Source organism: Ornithinimicrobium cerasi, from assembly GCF_003702705.1.
GTDB lineage: Bacteria > Actinomycetota > Actinomycetes > Actinomycetales > Dermatophilaceae > Ornithinicoccus > Ornithinicoccus cerasi.
Window position 1 is genome coordinate 121060 of the sequence record NZ_QZMN01000001.1, and the last position, 19699, is coordinate 140758.

The 19699-nt window shown below is 71.8% G+C and carries 17 protein-coding genes; 11 read left to right on the forward strand and 6 right to left on the reverse strand.

The features are described 5' to 3' along the window. Nucleotides 1-2 precede the first annotated feature (2 nt). The 5 genes from D4B81_RS00590 (at nucleotide 3) to D4B81_RS00610 (ending at nucleotide 4084) form a co-directional block, all read left to right on the forward strand. Nucleotides 3-1313: a DivIVA domain-containing protein gene (locus D4B81_RS00590; RefSeq protein ID WP_122260602.1), complete on the forward strand. Its 1311-nt coding sequence runs from the start codon at nucleotides 3-5 to the stop codon at nucleotides 1311-1313. A 188-nt stretch (nucleotides 1314-1501) separates the two neighbouring features. Beyond that, nucleotides 1502-1933 (forward strand): TraR/DksA family transcriptional regulator, encoded by a 432-nt coding sequence (locus D4B81_RS00595; protein WP_220388042.1) that lies wholly within the window; start codon nucleotides 1502-1504, stop codon nucleotides 1931-1933. After that, nucleotides 1906-2448: a signal peptidase II gene (lspA, locus tag D4B81_RS00600; protein ID WP_122260604.1), complete on the forward strand. Its 543-nt coding sequence runs from the start codon at nucleotides 1906-1908 to the stop codon at nucleotides 2446-2448. Before D4B81_RS00595 ends, lspA begins: the two co-directional genes overlap by 28 nt. Beyond that, nucleotides 2445-3374 (forward strand): RluA family pseudouridine synthase, encoded by a 930-nt coding sequence (locus D4B81_RS00605; protein WP_122260605.1) that lies wholly within the window; start codon nucleotides 2445-2447, stop codon nucleotides 3372-3374. The genes lspA and D4B81_RS00605 overlap by 4 nt, the downstream gene beginning before the upstream one ends. Nucleotides 3375-3409: 35 nt before the next feature. Then, nucleotides 3410-4084 (forward strand): hypothetical protein, encoded by a 675-nt coding sequence (locus D4B81_RS00610; RefSeq protein ID WP_122260606.1) that lies wholly within the window; start codon nucleotides 3410-3412, stop codon nucleotides 4082-4084. 9 nt (nucleotides 4085-4093) lie between these two features. On the opposite strand, the gene D4B81_RS00615 is transcribed toward D4B81_RS00610, so the two are convergent. From D4B81_RS00615 to D4B81_RS00625, 3 genes are all read right to left on the reverse strand, one after another. Further along, on the reverse strand, nucleotides 4094-4699 hold the full coding sequence (locus D4B81_RS00615) for a VWA domain-containing protein (RefSeq protein WP_122260607.1): 606 nt from the start codon (nucleotides 4697-4699) through the stop codon (nucleotides 4094-4096). A gap of 89 nt (nucleotides 4700-4788) precedes the next feature. Next, nucleotides 4789-5820 (reverse strand): substrate-binding domain-containing protein, encoded by a 1032-nt coding sequence (locus D4B81_RS00620; RefSeq protein ID WP_161964935.1) that lies wholly within the window; start codon nucleotides 5818-5820, stop codon nucleotides 4789-4791. A 61-nt stretch (nucleotides 5821-5881) separates the two neighbouring features. Beyond that, entirely contained in the window at nucleotides 5882-6493 is a 612-nt protein-coding gene (locus D4B81_RS00625) for a hypothetical protein (protein ID WP_122260609.1), read from the reverse strand. Between the two features lie 174 nt (nucleotides 6494-6667). On the opposite strand from D4B81_RS00625, the gene D4B81_RS00630 reads away from it, so the two are divergent. From D4B81_RS00630 to dnaE, 3 genes are all read left to right on the forward strand, one after another. Continuing rightward, a complete protein-coding gene (locus D4B81_RS00630; RefSeq protein WP_161964936.1) occupies nucleotides 6668-7810 on the forward strand; it encodes a sensor histidine kinase in 1143 nt (380 codons plus the stop codon). Continuing rightward, complete coding sequence (locus tag D4B81_RS00635; RefSeq protein ID WP_122260611.1) at nucleotides 7807-8466, forward strand: response regulator; 660 nt, start codon at nucleotides 7807-7809, stop codon at nucleotides 8464-8466. The genes D4B81_RS00630 and D4B81_RS00635 overlap by 4 nt, the downstream gene beginning before the upstream one ends. An 80-nt stretch (nucleotides 8467-8546) precedes the next feature. Then, nucleotides 8547-12605, forward strand: coding sequence for a DNA polymerase III subunit alpha (dnaE, locus tag D4B81_RS00640; protein ID WP_122260612.1), 4059 nt, complete (start codon nucleotides 8547-8549; stop codon nucleotides 12603-12605). Nucleotides 12606-12608: 3 nt separating this feature from the next. Here the strand turns inward: dnaE and D4B81_RS00645 are convergent, their stop codons facing one another. After that, the gene (locus D4B81_RS00645) at nucleotides 12609-13931 is read right to left on the reverse strand and encodes an adenylate/guanylate cyclase domain-containing protein (protein WP_161964937.1); all 1323 of its coding nucleotides are present in this window, start codon (nucleotides 13929-13931) and stop codon (nucleotides 12609-12611) included. 190 nt (nucleotides 13932-14121) lie between these two features. Here D4B81_RS00645 and D4B81_RS00650 point away from each other — a divergent pair, with 190 nt between their 5' ends. Both D4B81_RS00650 and D4B81_RS00655 read left to right on the forward strand, forming a co-directional pair. Further along, a complete protein-coding gene (locus D4B81_RS00650; protein ID WP_419866222.1) occupies nucleotides 14122-14742 on the forward strand; it encodes an SRPBCC family protein in 621 nt (206 codons plus the stop codon). 130 nt (nucleotides 14743-14872) lie between these two features. After that, nucleotides 14873-17005, forward strand: a complete 2133-nt coding sequence (locus tag D4B81_RS00655; RefSeq protein ID WP_122260614.1) for a S9 family peptidase — start codon at nucleotides 14873-14875, stop codon at nucleotides 17003-17005. A 55-nt stretch (nucleotides 17006-17060) separates the two neighbouring features. Here the strand turns inward: D4B81_RS00655 and D4B81_RS00660 are convergent, their stop codons facing one another. Further along, nucleotides 17061-17621 (reverse strand): nuclear transport factor 2 family protein, encoded by a 561-nt coding sequence (locus D4B81_RS00660; RefSeq protein WP_161964938.1) that lies wholly within the window; start codon nucleotides 17619-17621, stop codon nucleotides 17061-17063. Nucleotides 17622-17760: 139 nt separating this feature from the next. Here D4B81_RS00660 and D4B81_RS00665 point away from each other — a divergent pair, with 139 nt between their 5' ends. Further along, nucleotides 17761-18879, forward strand: coding sequence for a helix-turn-helix transcriptional regulator (locus D4B81_RS00665; RefSeq protein ID WP_122260616.1), 1119 nt, complete (start codon nucleotides 17761-17763; stop codon nucleotides 18877-18879). Between the two features lie 37 nt (nucleotides 18880-18916). Here the strand turns inward: D4B81_RS00665 and D4B81_RS00670 are convergent, their stop codons facing one another. After that, on the reverse strand, nucleotides 18917-19615 hold the full coding sequence (locus D4B81_RS00670) for a hemerythrin domain-containing protein (RefSeq protein WP_122260617.1): 699 nt from the start codon (nucleotides 19613-19615) through the stop codon (nucleotides 18917-18919). Between the last annotated feature and the right edge of the window lie 84 nt (nucleotides 19616-19699).

A 19699-nucleotide genomic window follows, 5' to 3' on the forward strand; every position in this document is an offset into this window, starting at 1 on the left:
ACATGGCGCTGTCCCCCGAGGACGTCATCAAGAAGAGCTTCAGCGCGACGCACCTGCGTCGCGGCTACGACGAGACCCAGGTGGACGACTTCCTGGACGAGGTCGTGGTGGAGCTCCGACGGCTGATCGCCGAGAACGACGGCCTGCGCTCCGACCTCGAGGACTGCCGCGCCAGCAAGGGGTATGCCGGGGACGACACCCAGAACTTCCGCCCCACCGGCGACCTGGCTGACCGTGGTGACCTCGAGGCCGAGCTGGAGCAGGTCAAGGCCGAGCTCCAGGCGCAGCGTCAGCGCTCTGAGGACGCCGAGCGGAAGAGCACCGCCGCAGTCGCGCCCGTCGCCGCCGACGGCGGCTCCGGCGACGAGGTCGAGGCGCTGCGCCGCCAGCTGGCCGACGCCGAGCAGGCCCGCAGCCGCGCCGAGCAGGAGGCACAGGACGCTCAGGGACGGCTGTCCGAGGCCAGCGCCGGTCAGGCCCGGGACGGCGACGCCGAGCTGACGGACCTCCGCGCCCGGCTCAGCTCCTGCGACGAGCAGGTCCGCACCCTCGAGACCCGTCTGTCCGAGGCCGAGGCCCGCGCCGAGCAGGCCGAGGCCGCCGTCGCGGAGGCCGAGCGCCGCGCCCAGGAGACGGAGGCTCGCGGCGGCCAGGCACCGGCCGCGGTCGCCGCCGTCGGGTCCACGACCCCGCAGGGCGAGTCCAGCGCGATCATCGCCCTGGCGCAGAGGCTGCACGACCAGCACGTCGCCGAGGGCGAGAGCACGAAGGCCCAGCTCGTCTCCGAGGCCGACGACTACCGCAACCGCGTGGTCAGCGAGGCCGACGAGAAGGCGAACGAGCTGGTGACCACAGGTCAGCAGACGCACGACCGGCTCGTCCACGAGGGCCAGACCAAGCACGACGAGCTGGTGACCACCGGACAGCAGACGCACGACCGGCTCGTCCACGAGGGCCAGACCAAGCACGACGAGCTCGTCAGCACCGGCCAGAAGGCCCACGACACGATGGTCCACGAGGGTCGCGAGCTCCAGCAGCGGCTCGTGCAGGAGGGCCAGGCCAAGCACGACGAGCTGGTCACCACGGGTCAGCAGACCCACGACTCGATGATCGGCGAGGCCCAGCAGAACCGGGACCAGATGATCGCCGAGGCCGAGCAGCGCCGGCAGTCGATCCTCACCGACCTCGGCTCCCAGCAGGAGTCGCTGACCGGCCGCATCACCGAGCTGCACACCCAGGAGACGGACCTGCGCGACAAGCTCAAGGCGTTCCTGTCCGACCAGCTCTCCAAGCTCGACGACGGGCGCAACTGAGGCACCACCCGAGACGCCCCGGCCCGACGGCCGGGGCGTCTTGCCGTCCGTGGGGGAGGGCGGCGCGACACGCCATACCCTGACCGGGCGAACTGCGTTGTCTTGGACCCCCCGCTGCTCTATTCTTCCCGCACCATGCCCGCCACGGTCGGCTGACCCGGCGGGCGCCTTACTTCGAAGGGCGTGGAGTGTCCAGGACCAAGAAGGACGCCGACTCGACCGTGCACGAGCAGCTCAGCGTGCGCGAGGGGGAGGAGCGGTGGACGGCCGAGGAGCTCGCCGAGGTGCGGGCCGGGCTGCAGGTCGAGGAGCAGCGGCTCGCGGCCGAGGTCGACGAGGCCGAGCACGACCTCGTGGAGCTGATGCGCAGCTTCGGTGATGGGGCCGGTGACGACCAGGCCGACGCAGGGGCCGCGACCTGGGAGCGGGAGCACGAGCTGTCGCTGACCAACAACGCGAAGGCCCTGCTGGACCAGACGCGGCACGCGCTCGAGCGGATCGACCAGGGCACCTACGGCGACTGCGAGTCGTGCGGCACGGCCATCGGCAAGATGCGGCTGCAGGCGTTCCCGCGTGCGACCCTATGCATGACATGCAAGCAGAAGCAGGAACGCCGCTGACAGACGCCCGACCCGAGACCCGACCGCGCCGGCGGACCGCCGTGGTCCTCGCCCTCGCCGCCGGCTGGGTGGCGCTGGACCAGGTGACCAAGCTGTGGGCCGAGCGCACCCTCGTGCAGGGGGAGCCGGTGCAGGTGATCGGTGACCTGCTGCGCTGGCACCTCATCTACAACTCGGGTGCGGCCTTCTCGCTGGGGACGTCGATCACCCCCGTGCTGACCGTGGTCGCCACCCTCATCTCGGTCGTGGTGTTCTGGCAGGCGTTCCGGGTGCGCAGCCTCGTGTGGGCCCTCGCGCTCGGGCTGCTCCTCGGGGGAGCGGTGGGCAACCTGGTGGACCGTTACCTGCGGGAGCCGGGACCGGCCTTCGGTCACGTCGTCGACTTCATCAGGCTGCCGAACTTCGCGATCTTCAACGTGGCCGACATCGGCGTGACGAGCGCCGCCGTGCTCATCGCCCTGCTCGCGCTGCGGGGTTACCGGTTGGACGGCACCCGCGAGGAGCAGGACCGGTGAGCGAGTCACGGGCGTTCACGATCCCCGAGGGGCTGGACGGGGAGCGCGTCGACGCGGCCCTCGCGCGGCTCCTGGGGTTGTCCCGGTCAAAGGCTGCGGACCTGGCGGCCGCGGGGCACGTCCAGGTGGACGGACGGTTGGTCGGGAAGTCTGACCGGGTGCTGGGCGGGTCGTGGCTCGACGTCCTCCTGCCGCCGGTGGGTCCACCTCCGGGCCTGGAGGTCGTCGCCGAGCCGGTCGAGGGGATGCGGATCGTCCACGACGACAGCGAGATGGTCGTGGTGGACAAGCCGGCGTTCGTGGCCGCGCACCCGAGCGTGGGGTGGTCGGGCCCGACCGTGGTCGGCGGGCTGGCCGCGGCCGGCTACCGGATCTCGACGTCGGGGGCGCCGGAGCGGCAGGGGATCGTGCAGCGCCTCGACGTGGGAACGAGTGGGCTCATGGTGATCGCGAAGTCCGAGAGGGCATACACCGTCCTCAAGCAGGCGTTCCGGGACCGGTCGGTCGACAAGACCTACCACGCGCTCGTGCAGGGTCTTCCGGACCCGCACGAGGGCACCATCGACGCGCCGATCGGTCGGCACACGGGGCACGACTACCGCTTCGCCGTGCGCAAGGACGGCCGGCCGAGCATCACCCACTACGAGCTGATCGAGGCGCACCGGTCGGCGAGCCTGCTGGAGATCCATCTGGAGACCGGCCGCACCCACCAGATCCGGGTGCACTTCGCCGCGCTGAACCACCCGTGCGTCGGGGACCTCACCTACGGCGCTGATCCGACGGTGGCCAAGCGGCTTGGCCTCGAGCGACAGTGGCTGCACGCCGTGAAGCTCGGCTTCGATCACCCGGGCAGCGGTGAGCACGTCGAGTTCGACTCCCCCTATCCAGATGACCTCGAGCTAGCGCTGGAGCGCGTCCGCGGCTAGAGCAGAACCGGCCTCAATCGGCGTAGGTTCGTGCCATGGGATTCCTCGACCGACTTCTCGGACGCCAGCCGCAGCAGCAACCGCCCCGTGCCACCGGTGGCTGGGAGCCACCGACCGTGCCGGGTCAGCAGCACCGGATGCGCCCCGGGGGCGACGCGGTCGCCTCGGAGGACGAGCGCGCCGTTGCCCGGTACAAGTACCTGCTGCGCACCGCCCCGCCTGAGCGGCTGGAGGAGGTGCATGCGGAAGCGTTCGCCCAGCTGTCGCCCCAGCAGCGCCAGCAGCTCCTGGAGCAGCTGAGCCGGGACCTGCCCGCGGGGGAGGCACCTCGATCGGAGGACCCGCAGGACCTCGCCCGCGCCGCGACCCGTGCGGAGATGCGTCAGCCCGGATACCTGCAGGGGGCCTTCGCCGGCCCGGGCATGGGTTCGATGATGGCCGGGTCGATGATGGGCACGATCGCCGGCGTGGTCGTCGGCAGCGCCATCGCCCAGTCCTTGTTCGGCGGCTACGACGCGTCGCCGGAGGCGGAGGGCGTCGGTGAGGCGAGCGCCGACGGGGGTGGGTACGAGGACGCGGGCGGTGGTGAGGGTGACCCGGGTGCAGAGCCCGGTGGCGATATGGGTGGCGAGGGCGGAGGGGACTTCGGCGGAGACCTGGGTGGCGGTGACTTCGGCGGCGGTGACTTCGGGGGCTTCGGGGACTTCTGACCGCCCTGCCTACGGCGCGCGGCGGGCCACGATGTCCACGAAGACCTGGGGCAGCTCCAGGGCGTCCCGCAGGACGAACGACTCGCCGCCCGCGGCCTCCGCCAGCCGCTCCAGCGCCGCCTCGTCGACGTCGGGCCCCATGCCGATGAGCACGACGGTGACCGGGGAGTCGCTGGACTGACGGCCCTGCTCGAGCAGCGAGGCGACCTCGTCCTCGGTGAGTCCGCCGGTCGAGTCGTCGTTGATGCCGTCGGTGAGCAGCAGCACCGAGCTGATGGTGTCGGGGGTCTGCTGGTCGCTCATGTACTCGTACGCCGTCCAGAGCGAGTCGTGCAGGCCGGTGTCGCCGGTGAGCGTCTGCAGGCCCAGTTCGTCGGTCACCTCGAGGAGAACCTCCCGCTGAGAGCGACCGTCCCCCGCGTCCTTACCGAGCTCGCGCAGGGGCACCTGCTCAGCGTGGTCCGCCGCGCCTTCCAGGGCCGTCGAGAAGTACCACAGGCCGATGGCTGTCTGGTCGGGGATCACGGCCAGGGCCGCCTGCACGGCGCTGCGGGCGAGGTCGATGCGCGTCGTGCCCTCGATCTCCGCCTCCATCGAGCCGGAGATGTCGACCACCGTCAGGATCCGGGACTGGGGCGCGACGGCGGCCCAGGTCTCGGCCGTCGTCGCGACGGCCTCCGCCTCTGGAGCACTGGCCGCGACGGTCAGATTGTCGGGAGCGCGGGCACGTCGGGCGCCGCGCCGTCGGCGCCGGCGCGGAGGCCGAGCGCAGTGAGCTCGCCCGAGACGTCGGGCGAGAGGAGCTGCTCCTGGAGCGCGTCGACCGCGTCGGCAGAGCCGCCGCCGGCCAGGCGCACGAGCGGCAGCTGGACGATGCTCGCGTCACCGGCGAGCGGGACTGCCGTCAGGTCCGCACCGTCCTGCACCGCCTGGGACAGCTGCTGCTCGGTGGCAGGGACGAGCGTGGTGGGCTCGGACTGGACGGCTGAGAGGGGGTCTCCCTGCACCGCGGTCTGCGCGAGCCGCACGAGGACCTCACGTGACTCCGGGATGTCCTCGGCCCAACCGCCGGGCTCCTCGCTGGTGCCGGCAAGCAGGGACATCGTGGCCGCGTCGACCCGGGGGTCACCCGTCCGCAGGGTGACGGGAGCGTCCCCACCCGCGGCGAGCTCGCGGTAGGTGCTCGTGACGTCGGCGAAGGTGACGTCGGCGCCGATGCCGAGCTGGGCAAGGGTGTCAACCGTGCCCGGTGCCGTCGCCAGCACGACCGGCGACGAGGCGATGACCGGCCCGATCTCCAGGTCGATGCCCTCCTGGGCGGCGAGCTGGGGCCAGGAGGTGGATCCGGGGACCCAGGCGTCGGGCACGTCTCCGCCGCGCAGGGTGTTGAGCGCGGTCGCCGTCTCCCGCTCCTCGACGGTGAACGTGAAGCAGTCGTCGGTCGCGCGGTCCGCGGCACCCTGCACCACCGGCAGGATCTCCGGGGCGGCCCAGACCGTCACCGGCGAGCAGTCGGCCGGGGACGCCGTCGCGGTGCTCCCGGTGTCGTCGCCGTCCGTGGTCGCGGCAGCCCCGTCGGAGGGGCCCGTCGGATCGGCCGCCAGATCGTCCTCCCCGCCCCCGCGCGTCAGCGCCCACACGCCAAGGGCCACCGCCAGCAGAAGTACCAACGCACCCACGATGAGCAGGGGCGACAGTGGTCGCCGGTCAAGGTTGGGTCGGTCGTGCTTGGCCACCTCCGCAAGGTAACGCACGGAGGGTTGCCGCGGGCACCGGCGCTCCTCGGCCGGCCGGCGCTCAGGCGACGGTGCTGGTCTGCGTCGACCGGTCCGCGGGGAATCCCGTGGGCGACACGAGGAGGGGCGCTGTCCGCGCCAGGGTCAGGCCGAGGGTCCCGTAGGCCACGGCGAGGTAGAGGCCCATCACGAGGTCGCGCACCTGGTCGGACGCGCCGGAGGCCGCCACCGCGATGTCGACGGGGATGAGCAGCGAGGCGGCGAGCGGGAGCCAGCGCAGCGGCGAGGGCCACTGGTGGGCCACCACGACCACGATCCCGACGACGACCAGCCCGGCCATGCTCAGCGGCCAGAACGCGTCGAGCACCACGAGCAGGCCGGTGGTCGGCCGGTTGGCGTCGACGAGGTAGGGCACCGTCCAGGCGATCGCGAGGACCACGGCCACGGTCTCGGCGGCGAGGAGGCCCCGCGCCGCGCGCCCGGTGCCGGTGGCCCGCGTGACCCACATGACGGCCAGAAGTGCGAGCAGCCCGAGCTGGAACACCGCGCTGGCCCAGATCTCCACCTGGCTGTTGGCGCCCTCCCGGGACGGGCTGAGGATCCAGCTCACCCCCCACAGGACGCCACCGGTCGCGACCAGGGCTCCGAGGGTGCGGATCGTCGCGCTGCTCATGGCTGCTCCTTCGTCGTGGATGGTCCCCCCAGTCTCGGGACGGCGCAGGGTCCGCGTCGTCCACCGCCGTGCTGGTCCTGCCGGGTAGGCCGTCCGCCGCGCGACGGACCTCCCCCCGGCAGGGTCATCCTCGGTGGGGACCCCTCCGGGTCCCGCCTCCGCTAGCGTCGGGACGTGCGTCCGGTCCGTCCCGATGTGGCGTTGGCCCTGCTGCTCGCGGTGGGCGGCCTGCTCGAGCTCGCCCTGACCGACCTCGACCCCGCCCGTCCGGCAGCCGCGGTCGGGCTGTCCCTCTTCGGTGCCGCAGCCATGCTGCTGAGGACGACCCGCCCGCTCGCGTGCCTTCTCGTCACCGTCGTGCTCGTCGTCCTGGCGCACGTCGCCGCCCTCGGTATGACGCTCACCGGCACCCTGGTCGTCGCGTTCCTCCTGGCCCTCGCGAGCGTGGGGCGGTACGTGCCCGACCGGGTGAGCCTGGCGGCGGTGCTGGGGTCGGCGACGCTCTTCGTCGTCGGGAGCGCCTTCGTCGGGCGGCCGTGGGACGTCGTCGTCGCGCTCATGGCCTGCGCCGCCGCGTGGACGGCGGGGAGGCTGCTGCGGGGTGAGTCGCGGCGCAGCGCCCGGCTCAGCTCGCTGGCCGACGAGCTGGCGACGCAGCAGGAGCAGCGGACCCGGGAGGCGGTCCAGGGGGAGCGGATGAGGGTCGCCCGCGAGCTGCACGACAGCGTCGCTCACCTGGTCAGCGTCATGACGCTGCACGCCGGCGGGGTCCGGCGACGCCTGGACGACGACCCGGAGCGTCAGGAGGAGCGGGACGCGCTGCTGGAGGTGGAACGGCTGGGCAGGGAGGCGGTGGGTGAGCTGCACCGCATACTCGGTGTCCTCCGGACCGACGACGAGCCGGCGACGTCCGGGGTGACCAGCCCGCAGCCGCGCCTGGCCGACCTGCCGCAGCTCGTCGCCAGGGTGGCCGCCGCCGGCGTCCCGGTGGACCTGGCTGTCGACGGGGAGGAGGCGCAGCTCTCGCCGGGGGCGGAGCTGGCTGCCTACCGCGTCGTGCAGGAGGCGCTGACCAACGTGCTCAAGCACGGCGGAGGCGCGCGGACCCGGGTCAGTGTGACCTACCGGCCCGCGGACGTGGAGGTCCTCGTGCAGGACGACGGCAGGGCGGCCGGCCCGGGGGACGGGGCGAGCACGGGGCTGGGTCTGGCGGGGATCAGGGAGCGGGTGGCGCTGCACGGCGGGCGGGTCGAGGCAGGCCCGACCCCCGCCGGGTTCCGGGTGCGGGCGACGCTGCCGGTCGAGGAGGACGCGTGAGCATCCGGGTCCTCCTCGCCGACGACGAGGCCCTCGTGCGCGCCGGGCTGCGTCTGGTCCTGGAGCCCGAGCCGGACATCGAGGTCGTCGGCGAGGCCTACGACGGTTTCGTCGCGGTGGAGGCGGCCCGGCGGCTGCGTCCCGACGTCGTCCTCATGGACCTGCGGATGCCGCGGCTCGACGGTCTCGGAGCCACGCGCGCCGTGCTGCGTGAGTGCCCGGGGACGCGGGTCGTCGTCGTGACGACCTTCAACGACGACACGCTGGTGCGGGAGGCGCTGCGGATCGGGGCCAGCGGGTTCGTGCTCAAGGTGGCGCCGCCCGAGCGGCTCGCCGAGGCGGTGCGGGTCGCGGCGAGCGGTGACGCGCTGCTCGACCCGCTCGTCACCCGTGGCGTCATCGAGGCTCTCGTCTCGGCGACCGAGGCGCCGGTACAACCGCCCGCCGCGCTGGCGCTGCTCACCGCGCGCGAGCGCGAGGTGCTCGGCCTGATGGGCCGTGGCCTGTCCAACGCCGAGATCGCCGGGGCGCTCGTGCTCGGCGAGGCGACGGTCAAGACGCACGTCGGGAGGGTGCTCGCCAAGCTCGGGCTGCGGGACCGGGTGCAGGCGGTGGTGTTCGCCTACGAGCACGGTCTGGTGCAGCGCGAGGGCTGAGCTGCAGGTCAGCGCGGCGACCGTGGGGGGACGCGAGAGGCGCGGCATACCTGTCGGTGGGTCGATCTAGGATCGACCCGATGTCCACCGCCCCCAGCCCCGGTCCCGAGCAGAACTTCGTCCACCTCCACAACCACACCGAGTACTCCATGCTCGACGGGGCCGCGAGGATCGACGAGCTGATGGCGAGCGCCGCCGAGCTGGGGATGCCGGCGATCGCGACGACCGACCACGGCTACATCTTCGGCGCCTACGAGTTCTGGAAGGCCGGGCGCAAGCACGGGGTCAAGCCGATCATCGGGCTCGAGGCCTACCTGACCCCGGGCACGCACCGGACCGACCGGACGCGGGTGAAGTACGGCGACGGGGGGCGGGACGACGTCTCCGGAGGTGGCGCCTACACCCACATGACGATGCTGGCCCGCAACAACAACGGGATGCACAACCTCTTCCGGATGTCCTCGTTGGCCTCGATGGAGGGCTACTACTTCAAGCCGCGCATGGACCGCGAGCTGCTCGAGCAGTACGGCGAGGGGATGATCGTCACCACCGGCTGCCCCTCGAGCGAGGTGCAGACCCGGCTGCGGCTGGGGCAGTGGGACGCGGCGATGCAGTGGGCCTCCGACCTCAAGGACATCTTCGGGGCGGGCAACGTCTACTGCGAGCTCATGGACCACGGCATCGACATCGAGCGCCGGACCCGCACCGACCTCCTCAAGCTGGCGCGCGAGCTCGACCTGCCGCTGCTGGCGACCAACGACCTGCACTACACCCGGCAGGCCGACGCGACCGCGCACGCCGCGCTGCTGTGCGTGCAGTCCGGCTCGACCCTGCAGGACCCCAACCGGTTCAGGTTCGACGGCGACGGCTACTACCTCAAGACCGCCGAGGAGATGCGCCACATCTGGCGCGAGCTGCCCGAGGCGTGCGACAACACGCTGCTCGTCGCCGAGCGGTGCGAGGTGTCGTTCACGGAGGGGGAGGGGCGCTACATGCCCAAGTTCCCCGTCCCGGAGGGCGAGGACGACGTCAGCTGGTTCGTCAAGGAGGTCGAGAGCGGCCTGCGCCGCCGCTTCCCTGAGGGGGTGCCGGACTACGCGAGCAAGCAGGCGGCGTATGAGACGCAGGTCATCTCCGAGAAGGGCTACTGTGCGTACTTTCTCGTCGTGGCCGACTTCATCAATTGGGCGAAGAAGAACGGGATCCGGGTCGGGCCGGGGCGCGGGTCGGGCGCCGGCTCGATGTGCGCCTACGCGATGGGGATCACCGATCTCGACCCGATCCCGCACGGGCTGATCTTCGAGCGTTTCCTCAACCCTGAGCGCATGTCGATGCCGGACTTCGACGTCGACTTCGACGACCGGCGCCGCGCCGAGGTGATCCGCTACGTCACCGAGAAGTACGGCGACGAGCGGGTCGCGATGATCGTCACCTACGGCACGATCAAGGCCAAGCAGGCGCTCAAGGACGCCTCACGGGTGATGGGCTACCCGTTCGCGATGGGGGAGAAGCTCACCAAGGCGATGCCGCCGGACGTCATGGGCAAGGGCCTGCCGCTGTCCGGGGTCTTTGACCCCGACCACAAGAGGTATGGCGAGGCCGGCGAGTTCCGCGACGTGCTGGCTGAGGACGCGCACGCGATGGAGGTGTTCGAGACTGCGCGCGGCCTGGAGGGGCTGAAGCGGCAGTGGAGCGTGCACGCGGCCGGCGTCATCATGAGCAGCGAGCCGCTGATCGACCTCATCCCGATCATGCGCCGCGAGCAGGACGGCCAGATCATCACCCAGTTCGACTACCCCTCGTGCGAGACGCTGGGGCTGGTCAAGATGGACTTCCTGGGGTTGCGCAACCTCACCGTCCTCGACGACGCGATCGACAACATCCGCGACAACCGGGGCGAGGAGATCGACCTCGACGCGCTGTCGAAGGACATGAGCGACCCGAAGACCTACGAGCTGCTTGGGCGCGGTGACACCCTCGGCGTGTTCCAGCTCGACGGCAACGGGATGCGCCAGCTCCTGCGGCTGATGCGGCCGGACAACTTCGAGGACATCTCCGCGGCGCTCGCGCTCTACCGCCCCGGCCCGATGGGCGTCAACGCGCACACCAACTTCGCGCTGCGCAAGAACGGTCAACAGGAGATCGTCCCCCTCGACCCCCAGCTCAAGGGCAAGCTGCAGCCGCAGATGATCGAGGCTCTCGAGCCGATCCTGGGCACGACATACGGGCTCTGCGTGGCCGGCGACACCTTGGTCACCGACGCCGACACGGGCGAGCGGGTGCGCATCGACGAGCTCGAGAAGCGGGTGACCGAGGGGTTCTTCACGTTCGGCGTCGACGAGCGCGGCAAGGTCGTGCGGCGTCAGGTGACGCACTGGTGGCAGATGCCGCCCAAGCCGGTGCTCACCGTGCGCACCGCGTCTGGCCAGGAGCTGCGGCTGTCAGCTGACCACAAGGTCCTGACCCCGCGGGGCTGGGTGCCCGCCGGCGAGCTGGTCGAGGGGGACGACTCGATCGGCCAGGTGCCGGGTGAGGGGGAGGCGACGCACGCGGCATACCCCGAGGAGGGGGATCGTCCCTATGCGGCGCTCGACTGGGAGACGGTTGAGGAGATCAGCGTCGGCGAGGCCGAACCGGTCTACGACATCACCGTGGACGACGTCCACAACTTCGTCGCCGACGGCCTGGTGCTCTCGAACTGCATCTACCAGGAGCAGGTCATGGAGATCGCGCAGAAGCTGGCGGGCTACACGCTGGGCAGCGCGGACCTCCTCCGCCGCGCGATGGGCAAGAAGAAGAAGGAGGTGCTCGACGCCGAGTACATCCCCTTCTCCGACGGTATGAAGGCCAAGGGCTACAACGAGGAGTCGATCGCCTCGCTGTGGGGCGTGCTCGTGCCGTTCTCGGACTACGCGTTCAACAAGGCGCACACCGCGGCCTACGGGCTGATCTCCTACTGGACCGGATATCTCAAGGCCAACTACCCCGCGGAGTACATGGCTGCCCTCCTGACGAGCGTCGGCGACGACAAGGACAAGACCGCGCTCTACCTCGCCGAGTGCCGGCGGATGGGCATCGCGGTGCTGCCGCCGGACGTCAACGCCTCGATCGCCAACTTCGCCGCGGTCGGTGACGACATCCGCTTCGGGCTGTCGGCGGTGCGCAACGTCGGGCACAACGTGGTCGCGGCGGTCGCCGGCGCGCGTGAGGAGAAGGGCGCGTTCACCTCGTTCGAGGACTTCCTGCGCAAGTGCCCCGCGGTCGTCTGCAACAAGCGCACCATCGAGTCGCTCGTCAAGGCGGGCGCGTTCGACAGCCTGGGCCACACGCGCCAGGGGCTCGTCAGCGTCCACGAGAGGTATGTCGACGCTCTCGTCGACGAGAAGAAGCAGGAGGCCATCGGTCAGGACAGTCTCTTCTCCGGGTTCGGCTTCGGCGACGAGGACGGCCCGGGGGAGGCGATGCAGATCGTCACGCTGCCGCCGGTGCCGGACATCGAGTGGGAGAAGACCGCGCGGCTGGCGTTCGAGCGCGAGATGCTCGGGCTCTACGTGTCCGACCACCCGCTCAACGGGATCGAGCACATCCTGTCCCAGCACGCGAGCGCCTCGATCCTGGAGCTCGTCGCCGAGGACGGCGCGAAGGACGGGGACTTCGTGACCGTGGCGGGTCTGATGACCAACCTGCAGCTGAAGCGGACCAAGAACGGCGACCCCTACGCGCGGCTGTCGGTGCAGGACATGGCCGGGTCGGTGGACGTCGTGTTCTGGCCGAAGACCTACATGACGATCTCGACGATGCTCGCCGAGGACACGGTCGCCGTCATCAAGGGGCGGCTGAAGAAGGGCGACGACGGTGCCGAGCTCCTGGCCAACGAGCTGATGCTGCCGGACATCAGGCAGGGCCCGCGGGGGCCGGTCGTCCTGACGATGCCGCTGACCCGGGCGACCGACGGGCTCGCGCACAAGCTCAAGGGCGTGCTGGCCAACCACCCGGGCGGCACCGAGGTGCACGTCAAGCTCACCCAGCCGGGCCGGACCGTGATGCTGCGGCTCGACGAGACGCTGCGGGTGGCTGCGTCGCCCGAGCTGTTCAGCGAGCTGAAGGCGCTGCTCGGGCCGGCCTGCATCGCCGGTTGAGGCTCACGTCTCGGAAGGGTGTGGTCGGGCGGCGACGAGCACGAAGGTCTTCATCAGACCCTTCCCCCTCACCTGCGAGGTGCCCCTGGACTGCACGACGAAGCTGTCGTCCAGGGCGGCCGCGACCCGCGGGGTGACCTGGATGTCTCCCGGCAGCGCGGACGACTGCATGCGGCTGGCGGTGTTGACGGTGTCGCCCCACAGGTCGTAGGCGAACTTGCGGCGGCCGATCACCCCGGCCACCACCGGACCGGTGTCGATCCCGATCCGGACCTGGAGCCAGGTCTCCCCGGTCTCGGCGCAGAGGGTCGCGATGTCCGCCCTCATGGCCAGCGCCATCCTGGCGACCGCCGCGACGTGCCCGGACCGGGGCTCCGGCACCCCGCCCGCGACCATGTAGGCGTCCCCGATGGTCTTGATCTTCTCCAGGCCCTCCTCGTCGGCGCGGCGGTCGAACTGGGTGAAGATGCGGTCGAGGAGAGCGACCAGGGCCTCAGGCGCCATGACCAGCGCGTGCTCGGTGAAGCCGACCAGGTCGGCGAAGAGCACGGTGGCGCTCCCGTGCCGTTCGGCGATCACCCCGGTGCCGCCCTTGAGCCGGTCGGCGATCGGCTGCGGCAGCACGTTGAGCAGCAACCGCTCCGACCGTTCCCGCTCGACCTCGAGGGCGCGGTGGGCCCGGGCACGCTGCTCCACGAAGTAGGCGAGCATCACGTAGGCGCTCAGGGTGACGCCCAGGACGTTGAGGACGAAGAACCAGACCACGAGGTTGCGGGGCAGCTGCGCGGCATACCCGAGGAAGAAGGGGTCCAGCGCCGCGAGGAGCGCGAGCTCGGCGAGGAAGGCGACCAGCCACACCAGCGAGTGCCGCACGCCGACCAGGGCCAGCGCGGCGAGCGGGACGAAGAGCCCCCACAGCACCATGCCGCTCGAGGCGACGAAACCGCCGAGGGAGACCTGGAGGAGCGCCGGCAGGACCAGCATCGTCAGCAGCTGGGTGCGGCGGAAGATGTCGAAGCGCCGCGTCCGCGTGAGGACGACGAGCCCCGCCACGGTGACGAGCTGGTAGAGCGCCGGGATGGCCGCGGAGCGGGGGTAGCCGAACACGAGATAGGTGCTCACCCAGACCACCGAGAGCACCGCGATGAGGACCGACGCGAGGATGAGGGTGCCCGCCCGCAGGCGCTCGTCGCGGGTGTCTTCCGGGCGTGCGCCCAGCTCCGAGAGCCGGGAGACCAGCTCGACGACGCGTTCCCTGGGCCCCCGCGGTGCGGGAGCGGTGGGAGCCCTGCCGGAGGCCACGGTCCACACTACGACGCCGTTCACCGAGCAGGCTGAACTCTGTCGGGGAGATGGTGGGAAGGACCCGTTCCCAACCAGCCGGCCGCCCGTCATGGGGTGGTGCCGGTGTGAAGGAGAAGTCATGACGACGAACGTCGAGAAGTCCATCATGGTCAACGTGCCCGTGAGCACCGTCTAGAACCAGTGGACCCAGTTCGAGGAGTTCCCCCACTTCATGGGTGGGGTCACCAGCGTCTCCCAGCTGGGTGACGACCGCCTGGAGTGGGTGGCCGAGATCGCCGGGGTCAAGCGCCGCTGGGAGGCGAGGATCCTCGAGCAGGTGCCGGACCAGAAGGTGGCCTGGGCCGCGACCGAGGGTGCGACCAACGCCGGCGCCGTGACGTTCCAGGACGTCGGTGGCGGCCAGACGTCCGTGCACCTGTCGCTGTCCTACGAGCCCGAGGGCGTCGTCGAGAAGATCGGCGACAAGCTCAACGTCGTGGAGAAGCAGGCCGAGGGCGACCTCGAGCGCTTCAAGAAGTTCATCGAGGACGAGGGTTACGCCACCGGCGCCTGGCGCGGGTCGGTCAACGAGGGTGCTCCGGTCGGGACGCCCGACGTCCTCGACGCGGCCGCCTCGCAGGGTGACAGCGGCAAGGCCGGGATCTCCGGCAAGGCCGCCGCGGCAGGTGTGGGCGTCGCCGCCGTCGCCGCGGCCGCGATGGCGAACAAGAAGAAGAAGGACACGCACGACGAGGTCGACACCCAGGCCGACGCCGAGGTCGACATGGTCGTGACCGAGGTGGAGACCGTGGTCGTCGTCGAGCCCGACGACCTGGGGACCCCTCGCATCTGAGGACGGGACGACGCGGGGCGGTGCGCCTGCACCGCCCCGCGTCGGCGTGCCGGGCGCGGCTCGCGGTCGCGGCTCCGACGTCGGTCCCGCGGGTGACGCGCACGGCATACCAGCGGGTAGCGTTGGTCCGGTGACTGTCGACAGCCCCCGACCGACCCCGCCCACCGCCGCGCGGCGTGACATCGTCCGCACCCACCACGGCGAGGAGGTCACCGACTCCTACGAGTGGCTGCGCGACAAGACCGACGCCGACGTCGTCGCGCACCTCGAGGCGGAGAACGCCTACACCGAGGCGATGACCGGCCACCTCGAGGGCCTGCGGACGCGCATCTTCGAGGAGATCAAGGGGCGCACGCGGGAGACCGACCTCTCGGTCCCGGTCCGGCACCGCGACTGGTGGCACTACACGCGGACCATCGAGGGCGAGCAGTATGCCGTGCACGCGCGGATCGCGGTGGGCGACTCCCCGGAGCGACCGGTGCTCGACGCCGGCAGCGTGCCCGAGGGGGAGGAGATCCTGCTCGACGGCAACAAGGAGGCGCAGGGCCTGGAGTTTTTCTCCCTCGGGGTCTACGACGTCAGCCCCGCCGGTGACCTGCTCGCCTACGCCGTCGACACCTCCGGCGACGAGCGCTTCGACCTGCGGGTCAAGGACCTGGGCACCGGCGAGGTCGTCGACGAGGCGGTGACCGGGATCGGCTACGGCAGCGCCTGGTCCGCCGACGGCACCTACCTCTTCTACACCCGCGTCGATGACGCCTGGCGCCCGTTCCAGGTCTGGCGGCACGAGGTCGGCACGCCCGCCGACGCCGACGTCCTCATCTACCAGGAGGACGACGAGCGCTTCTGGATGGGGGTCGGCACCTCGCGCGACGACCGCCAGGTCATGATCGGCCTCGGCAGCAAGAACACCTCCGAGGTCCGGCTGCTCCCGGCGCACGACCCGCTCGGCGAGTTCCGGGTCGTCGCCCCCCGCGAGGAGGGCGTGGAGTATGACGTGGAGCCCGCCGCCGAGCACCTGTGGGTCGTGCACAACAAGGGGCACCGCGACTTCGAGCTGGCGGTCGCCCCGATCGGGTCGACGTCGGCCGACGACTGGCGCACCGTGGTGCCGGGGGAGGAGGGCGTGCGCATCAGCGGCGTCGACGCCTTCTCCGGGCACCTGGCCCTCTCGCTGCGCCGGGAGGGCCTGACCCAGCTGCAGATCCTGCCGCTGTCCGCCGACGGGCGACCGGTCGGGCAGGGCTACCAGGTGCCGGTCGAGGAGGAGGTCTACTCGATCGAGACGGCCGCCAACCCGACCTACGACACCGACACGCTGCTCGTGGTGATCGAGTCGCTGGTGACGCCGAGCAGCATCTACGAGCTGGACCTCGTCTCCGGGGAGCTGGAGCTGCTCAAGCGGCAGCCGGTCCTCGGCGGCTACGACCCGGCCGACTACCAGCAGCACCGGCTGTGGGCGACCGCGCAGGACGGGACGCGCATCCCGATCTCGCTCGTGGCGCGCCGCGGGGTGTCGCCCGACGGGACCAACCCCGGCCTGATCTACGGCTACGGCTCCTACGAGATCTCCATCGACCCCTACTTCTCGGTGTCACGGCTCTCCTACCTCGACCGCGGTGTCGTGTATGCCGTCGCGCACGTCCGCGGCGGCGGCGAGATGGGGCGTGGCTGGTACGAGCAGGGTCGCCTGGAGCACAAGCGCAACACCTTCACCGACTTCGTGGCGGCCGCCGACGAGCTGGTGACGTGCGGTTGGGTCGCGCCCGACCGGCTCGCCGCGGAGGGTCGCTCGGCCGGCGGCCTGCTCATGGGCGCGGTCGTCAACCTGGCGCCGGAGAAGTTCCGGGTCGTGCACGCCGGCGTGCCCTTCGTGGACGCGCTGACCACGATCCTCGACCCCTCGCTGCCGCTGACGGTCGGCGAGTGGGAGGAGTGGGGCAACCCCGTGGCGTCGGCCGAGATCTACGAGATCATGCGCGGCTACACGCCCTACGAGAACATCCGCGAGACGGCATACCCGGCGATCCTGGCGACGACCGGGCTCAACGACACCCGGGTGTTCTTCGTCGAGCCGGCCAAGTGGGTCGCCCGGCTGCGCGAGACGGTGACGAACGACCCGGCCGAGCGCCCCATCCTGCTCAAGACCGAGATGGTGGCCGGGCACGGCGGCAAGACCGGGCGCTACGACGCCTGGAAGGAGACCGCGTTCGAGGTGGCGTTCATGGTCGACCAGCTGGGCGCGACGGAGCTCCACGGCTGAGGCTTCCGGGGCTGGCGCGGCCGAGGGCCAGGACACGGCCGGGCCGGGGTCCTGGTCAGGGCGGGAAGCCGCCCACGGCGGTCGCCTGCTCCCACACCACCTGCCAGTCCTCGGACCCGCGCTCGTAGACGTAGGTGTGCCACGCGTCGTGCTCGAGCTCGCCCTGGCCCGCGGCGTCCAGGTGGATCTGCGAGCGGTAGGTGAGCACGGCTGTCGCACCGTCGACCGTGACCTCGATCTCCGACACCGGCTCGAAGAGCAGGTAGTCGATGTCACCGGCCGCCACGGCCCCGAGGTAGTCGTCACGGTCCAGCTGGGTCCCGGGTGGCGGGACCAGCCGGAAGTCTTCGGCGTGAAGGACCTCCAGCACCTCCAGGTCCGCGTCGACCAGCGCCTGCAGACGGCGCATCTCGAGGCCCCGGAGGCTCTGCGCGACCTCGGCCGGGGAGGGCCCGGTCGTGGTCGCGGCGCCGCCCCCCGGCTCGGCGTCGTCGGCCGACCCTGCGCTCTGGCACCCCGCCACCAGGAAGGCGAGGAGCAGAAGCCCCGGCGTGACCGGGTGCGTCCTCCTCGCCGTCCGCCGGATGTGCCGCTGTGTGCTGACGGTGGTTCGCATGTGCCCTCCCCTGGTCCTGGTCGGCTGCCGGCCGGGCGGGCCCGGCCGGCCGGGCGGGCAGGCCGCCCCTTCCTCAGCGTGATCGCTCACGCGGGGCGGAGCCATCCCAGAACTCTGGGATCTGTCCTACCCTGGACGGGTGGCGACCGTCGGTGCACGGACGCGCAGCCGCGAGCGGCTCGAGCGCCTCGCCGCCTCCGGGGTGAGCAGCGAGGAGCTCCAGCGCGAGACCGTCGCGGAGCTGCAGAGGGTCGTCGGGTTCGACCGGTGGTGCTGGCCGAGCGCTGACCCGCTCACCCTCTTGCCGGGGCAGGGCCTCGCCGAGCACGACTTCGGCCCCCACCTTCCGCGGGTGCTCGACCGGGAGTACTCCGGGTCGGACGTCGCGACCAAGGAGCAGGCGGCGCGGGCCGGGTCGTCCCTCGTCTGCCTGAGCAGGCTCACGGGACGCGACCTGGCGCGGTCGGGCCGGTGGGACGACGTGCTGCGGGCCGTCGGCATCGGGGACGTGGTGGTGCTGGCCTGCCGTGACCGGCACGGCTGCTGGGGGTGGGTGGAGGCCTACCGGGACCAGGCGGACGGCCCGTTCGCGACGGCCGACCTGGGGATGCTCGCCGAGCTGGCGCCGGTGCTCGGGGCCGCGATGCGGCGGCGCGCCGCGGCCTCCTGGGACCAGGGCTCGGAAAAGGCCTCCCCCGACGGTGGCCGCGAGGGCGAGACCGACGCCGAGATGGGCACACCCGCCGGGGTCGTGCTGCTCGACAGCACCCTGCGGCTCGTGGGATCGACCCCGACGGCCAGCCGGTGGGTCGACGCCCTGCCTGCCGCCCGGTTGTTCGCCGGGTGGGGCATCCTGCCTCCCGCGGTCTACGCGGCGGCGTCGCGGGCCCGGACCGGCGCGGACCGGACCGCCCGCCACCTGGGGCCGTCCGTCGACGGTGGGTGGGTCCAGGTCGAGGCGGCACGGGTGTCCGGGAGCGACCAGGTCGCGGTGACGCTGCGAGCTGGGACGGAGCGGGAGATCTTCTCCCGCGCCGCCAGAGCTCACGGCCTCAGCGCCCGCGAGCGCCAGGTCGCCTCGCTCCTGGTCGCCGGTCACGACACCTCGCAGATCGCCCGTGCGCTCGTCATCTCCCCGTGGACGGTCCAGGACCATCTCAAGTCCGTGTTCGCCAAGCTGGGCGTGCACAGCCGTGGCGGGGTGATCGCCAGGCTGGGCGGCCCCCGCCCGGTCGGGGTGCCGGGCGAGTCGACCTGACCGCCGGCACCGGCGCGGGACATGGTGGGCCGGACGGTCAGGACCCGGGTGGGCCCGGCGCGCGCAGAGCGGCGCGGCCCGCGGCATACCTCGGGCGCCCGACCCAGCGCCAGACCAGCCGCACCGGCGCGGGCAGGTGCTTGCGCAGCCACTCGTCCCCGCCGTCCGGCTGGGCCGCGAGGATCTCGCCGAGCTGCTGCCAGGTCTTGCCCCTCGGGGTCGCGCGGCGCCCGTGCTCGCCCGCCTCGTCGATCTCGCGCTGGGTGAGGACCTGCTCCATCGCCGGGACGATGTGCTCCTCCTCGTCGGGGAGGTGGACCGCCAGCCCGGCGTTGACGCCGTCGAGCGCCTCCAGCACCGCGGCCCCGTCGCTCGCCCGTCCGCTCGCCCGCCAGGCCGGGAGTGCCGCGTCCAGCGCGCGAAGGTGGACGAGCATCGCCGCGTGCTGCTCCTTCATCCGCCCCACGTGCAGGGCGCACGCGGGGGCCCGCTCGTCGAGGGTGTCCCAGAGCCGGTCGTCCTCGAACTCGTGGTGCGCGTGGAGGCTGACCGAGAGCATGCCCAGGTGGTCGCCCACCACGTCGGCGTGGGTGGCGTCACCGTCGGCGACCCCGCGGACGAGGCTGGGCGCCTCGCCGAAGGAGGTGCGGTACATGCGGTGGATCTCGATCATCCCGCTCGCGTCGCACGGCCCCCGGCGCGGTCCGGGTGCGTCGCCCGGGGAGTGGTCGGTCATGCGCATCGTGCGGCCGCCCTTCGCTGGCTGGGACCCATGAGGCTCCACGATAGGGAATGCCGACCCGGCCGCGCAGCGTCATCG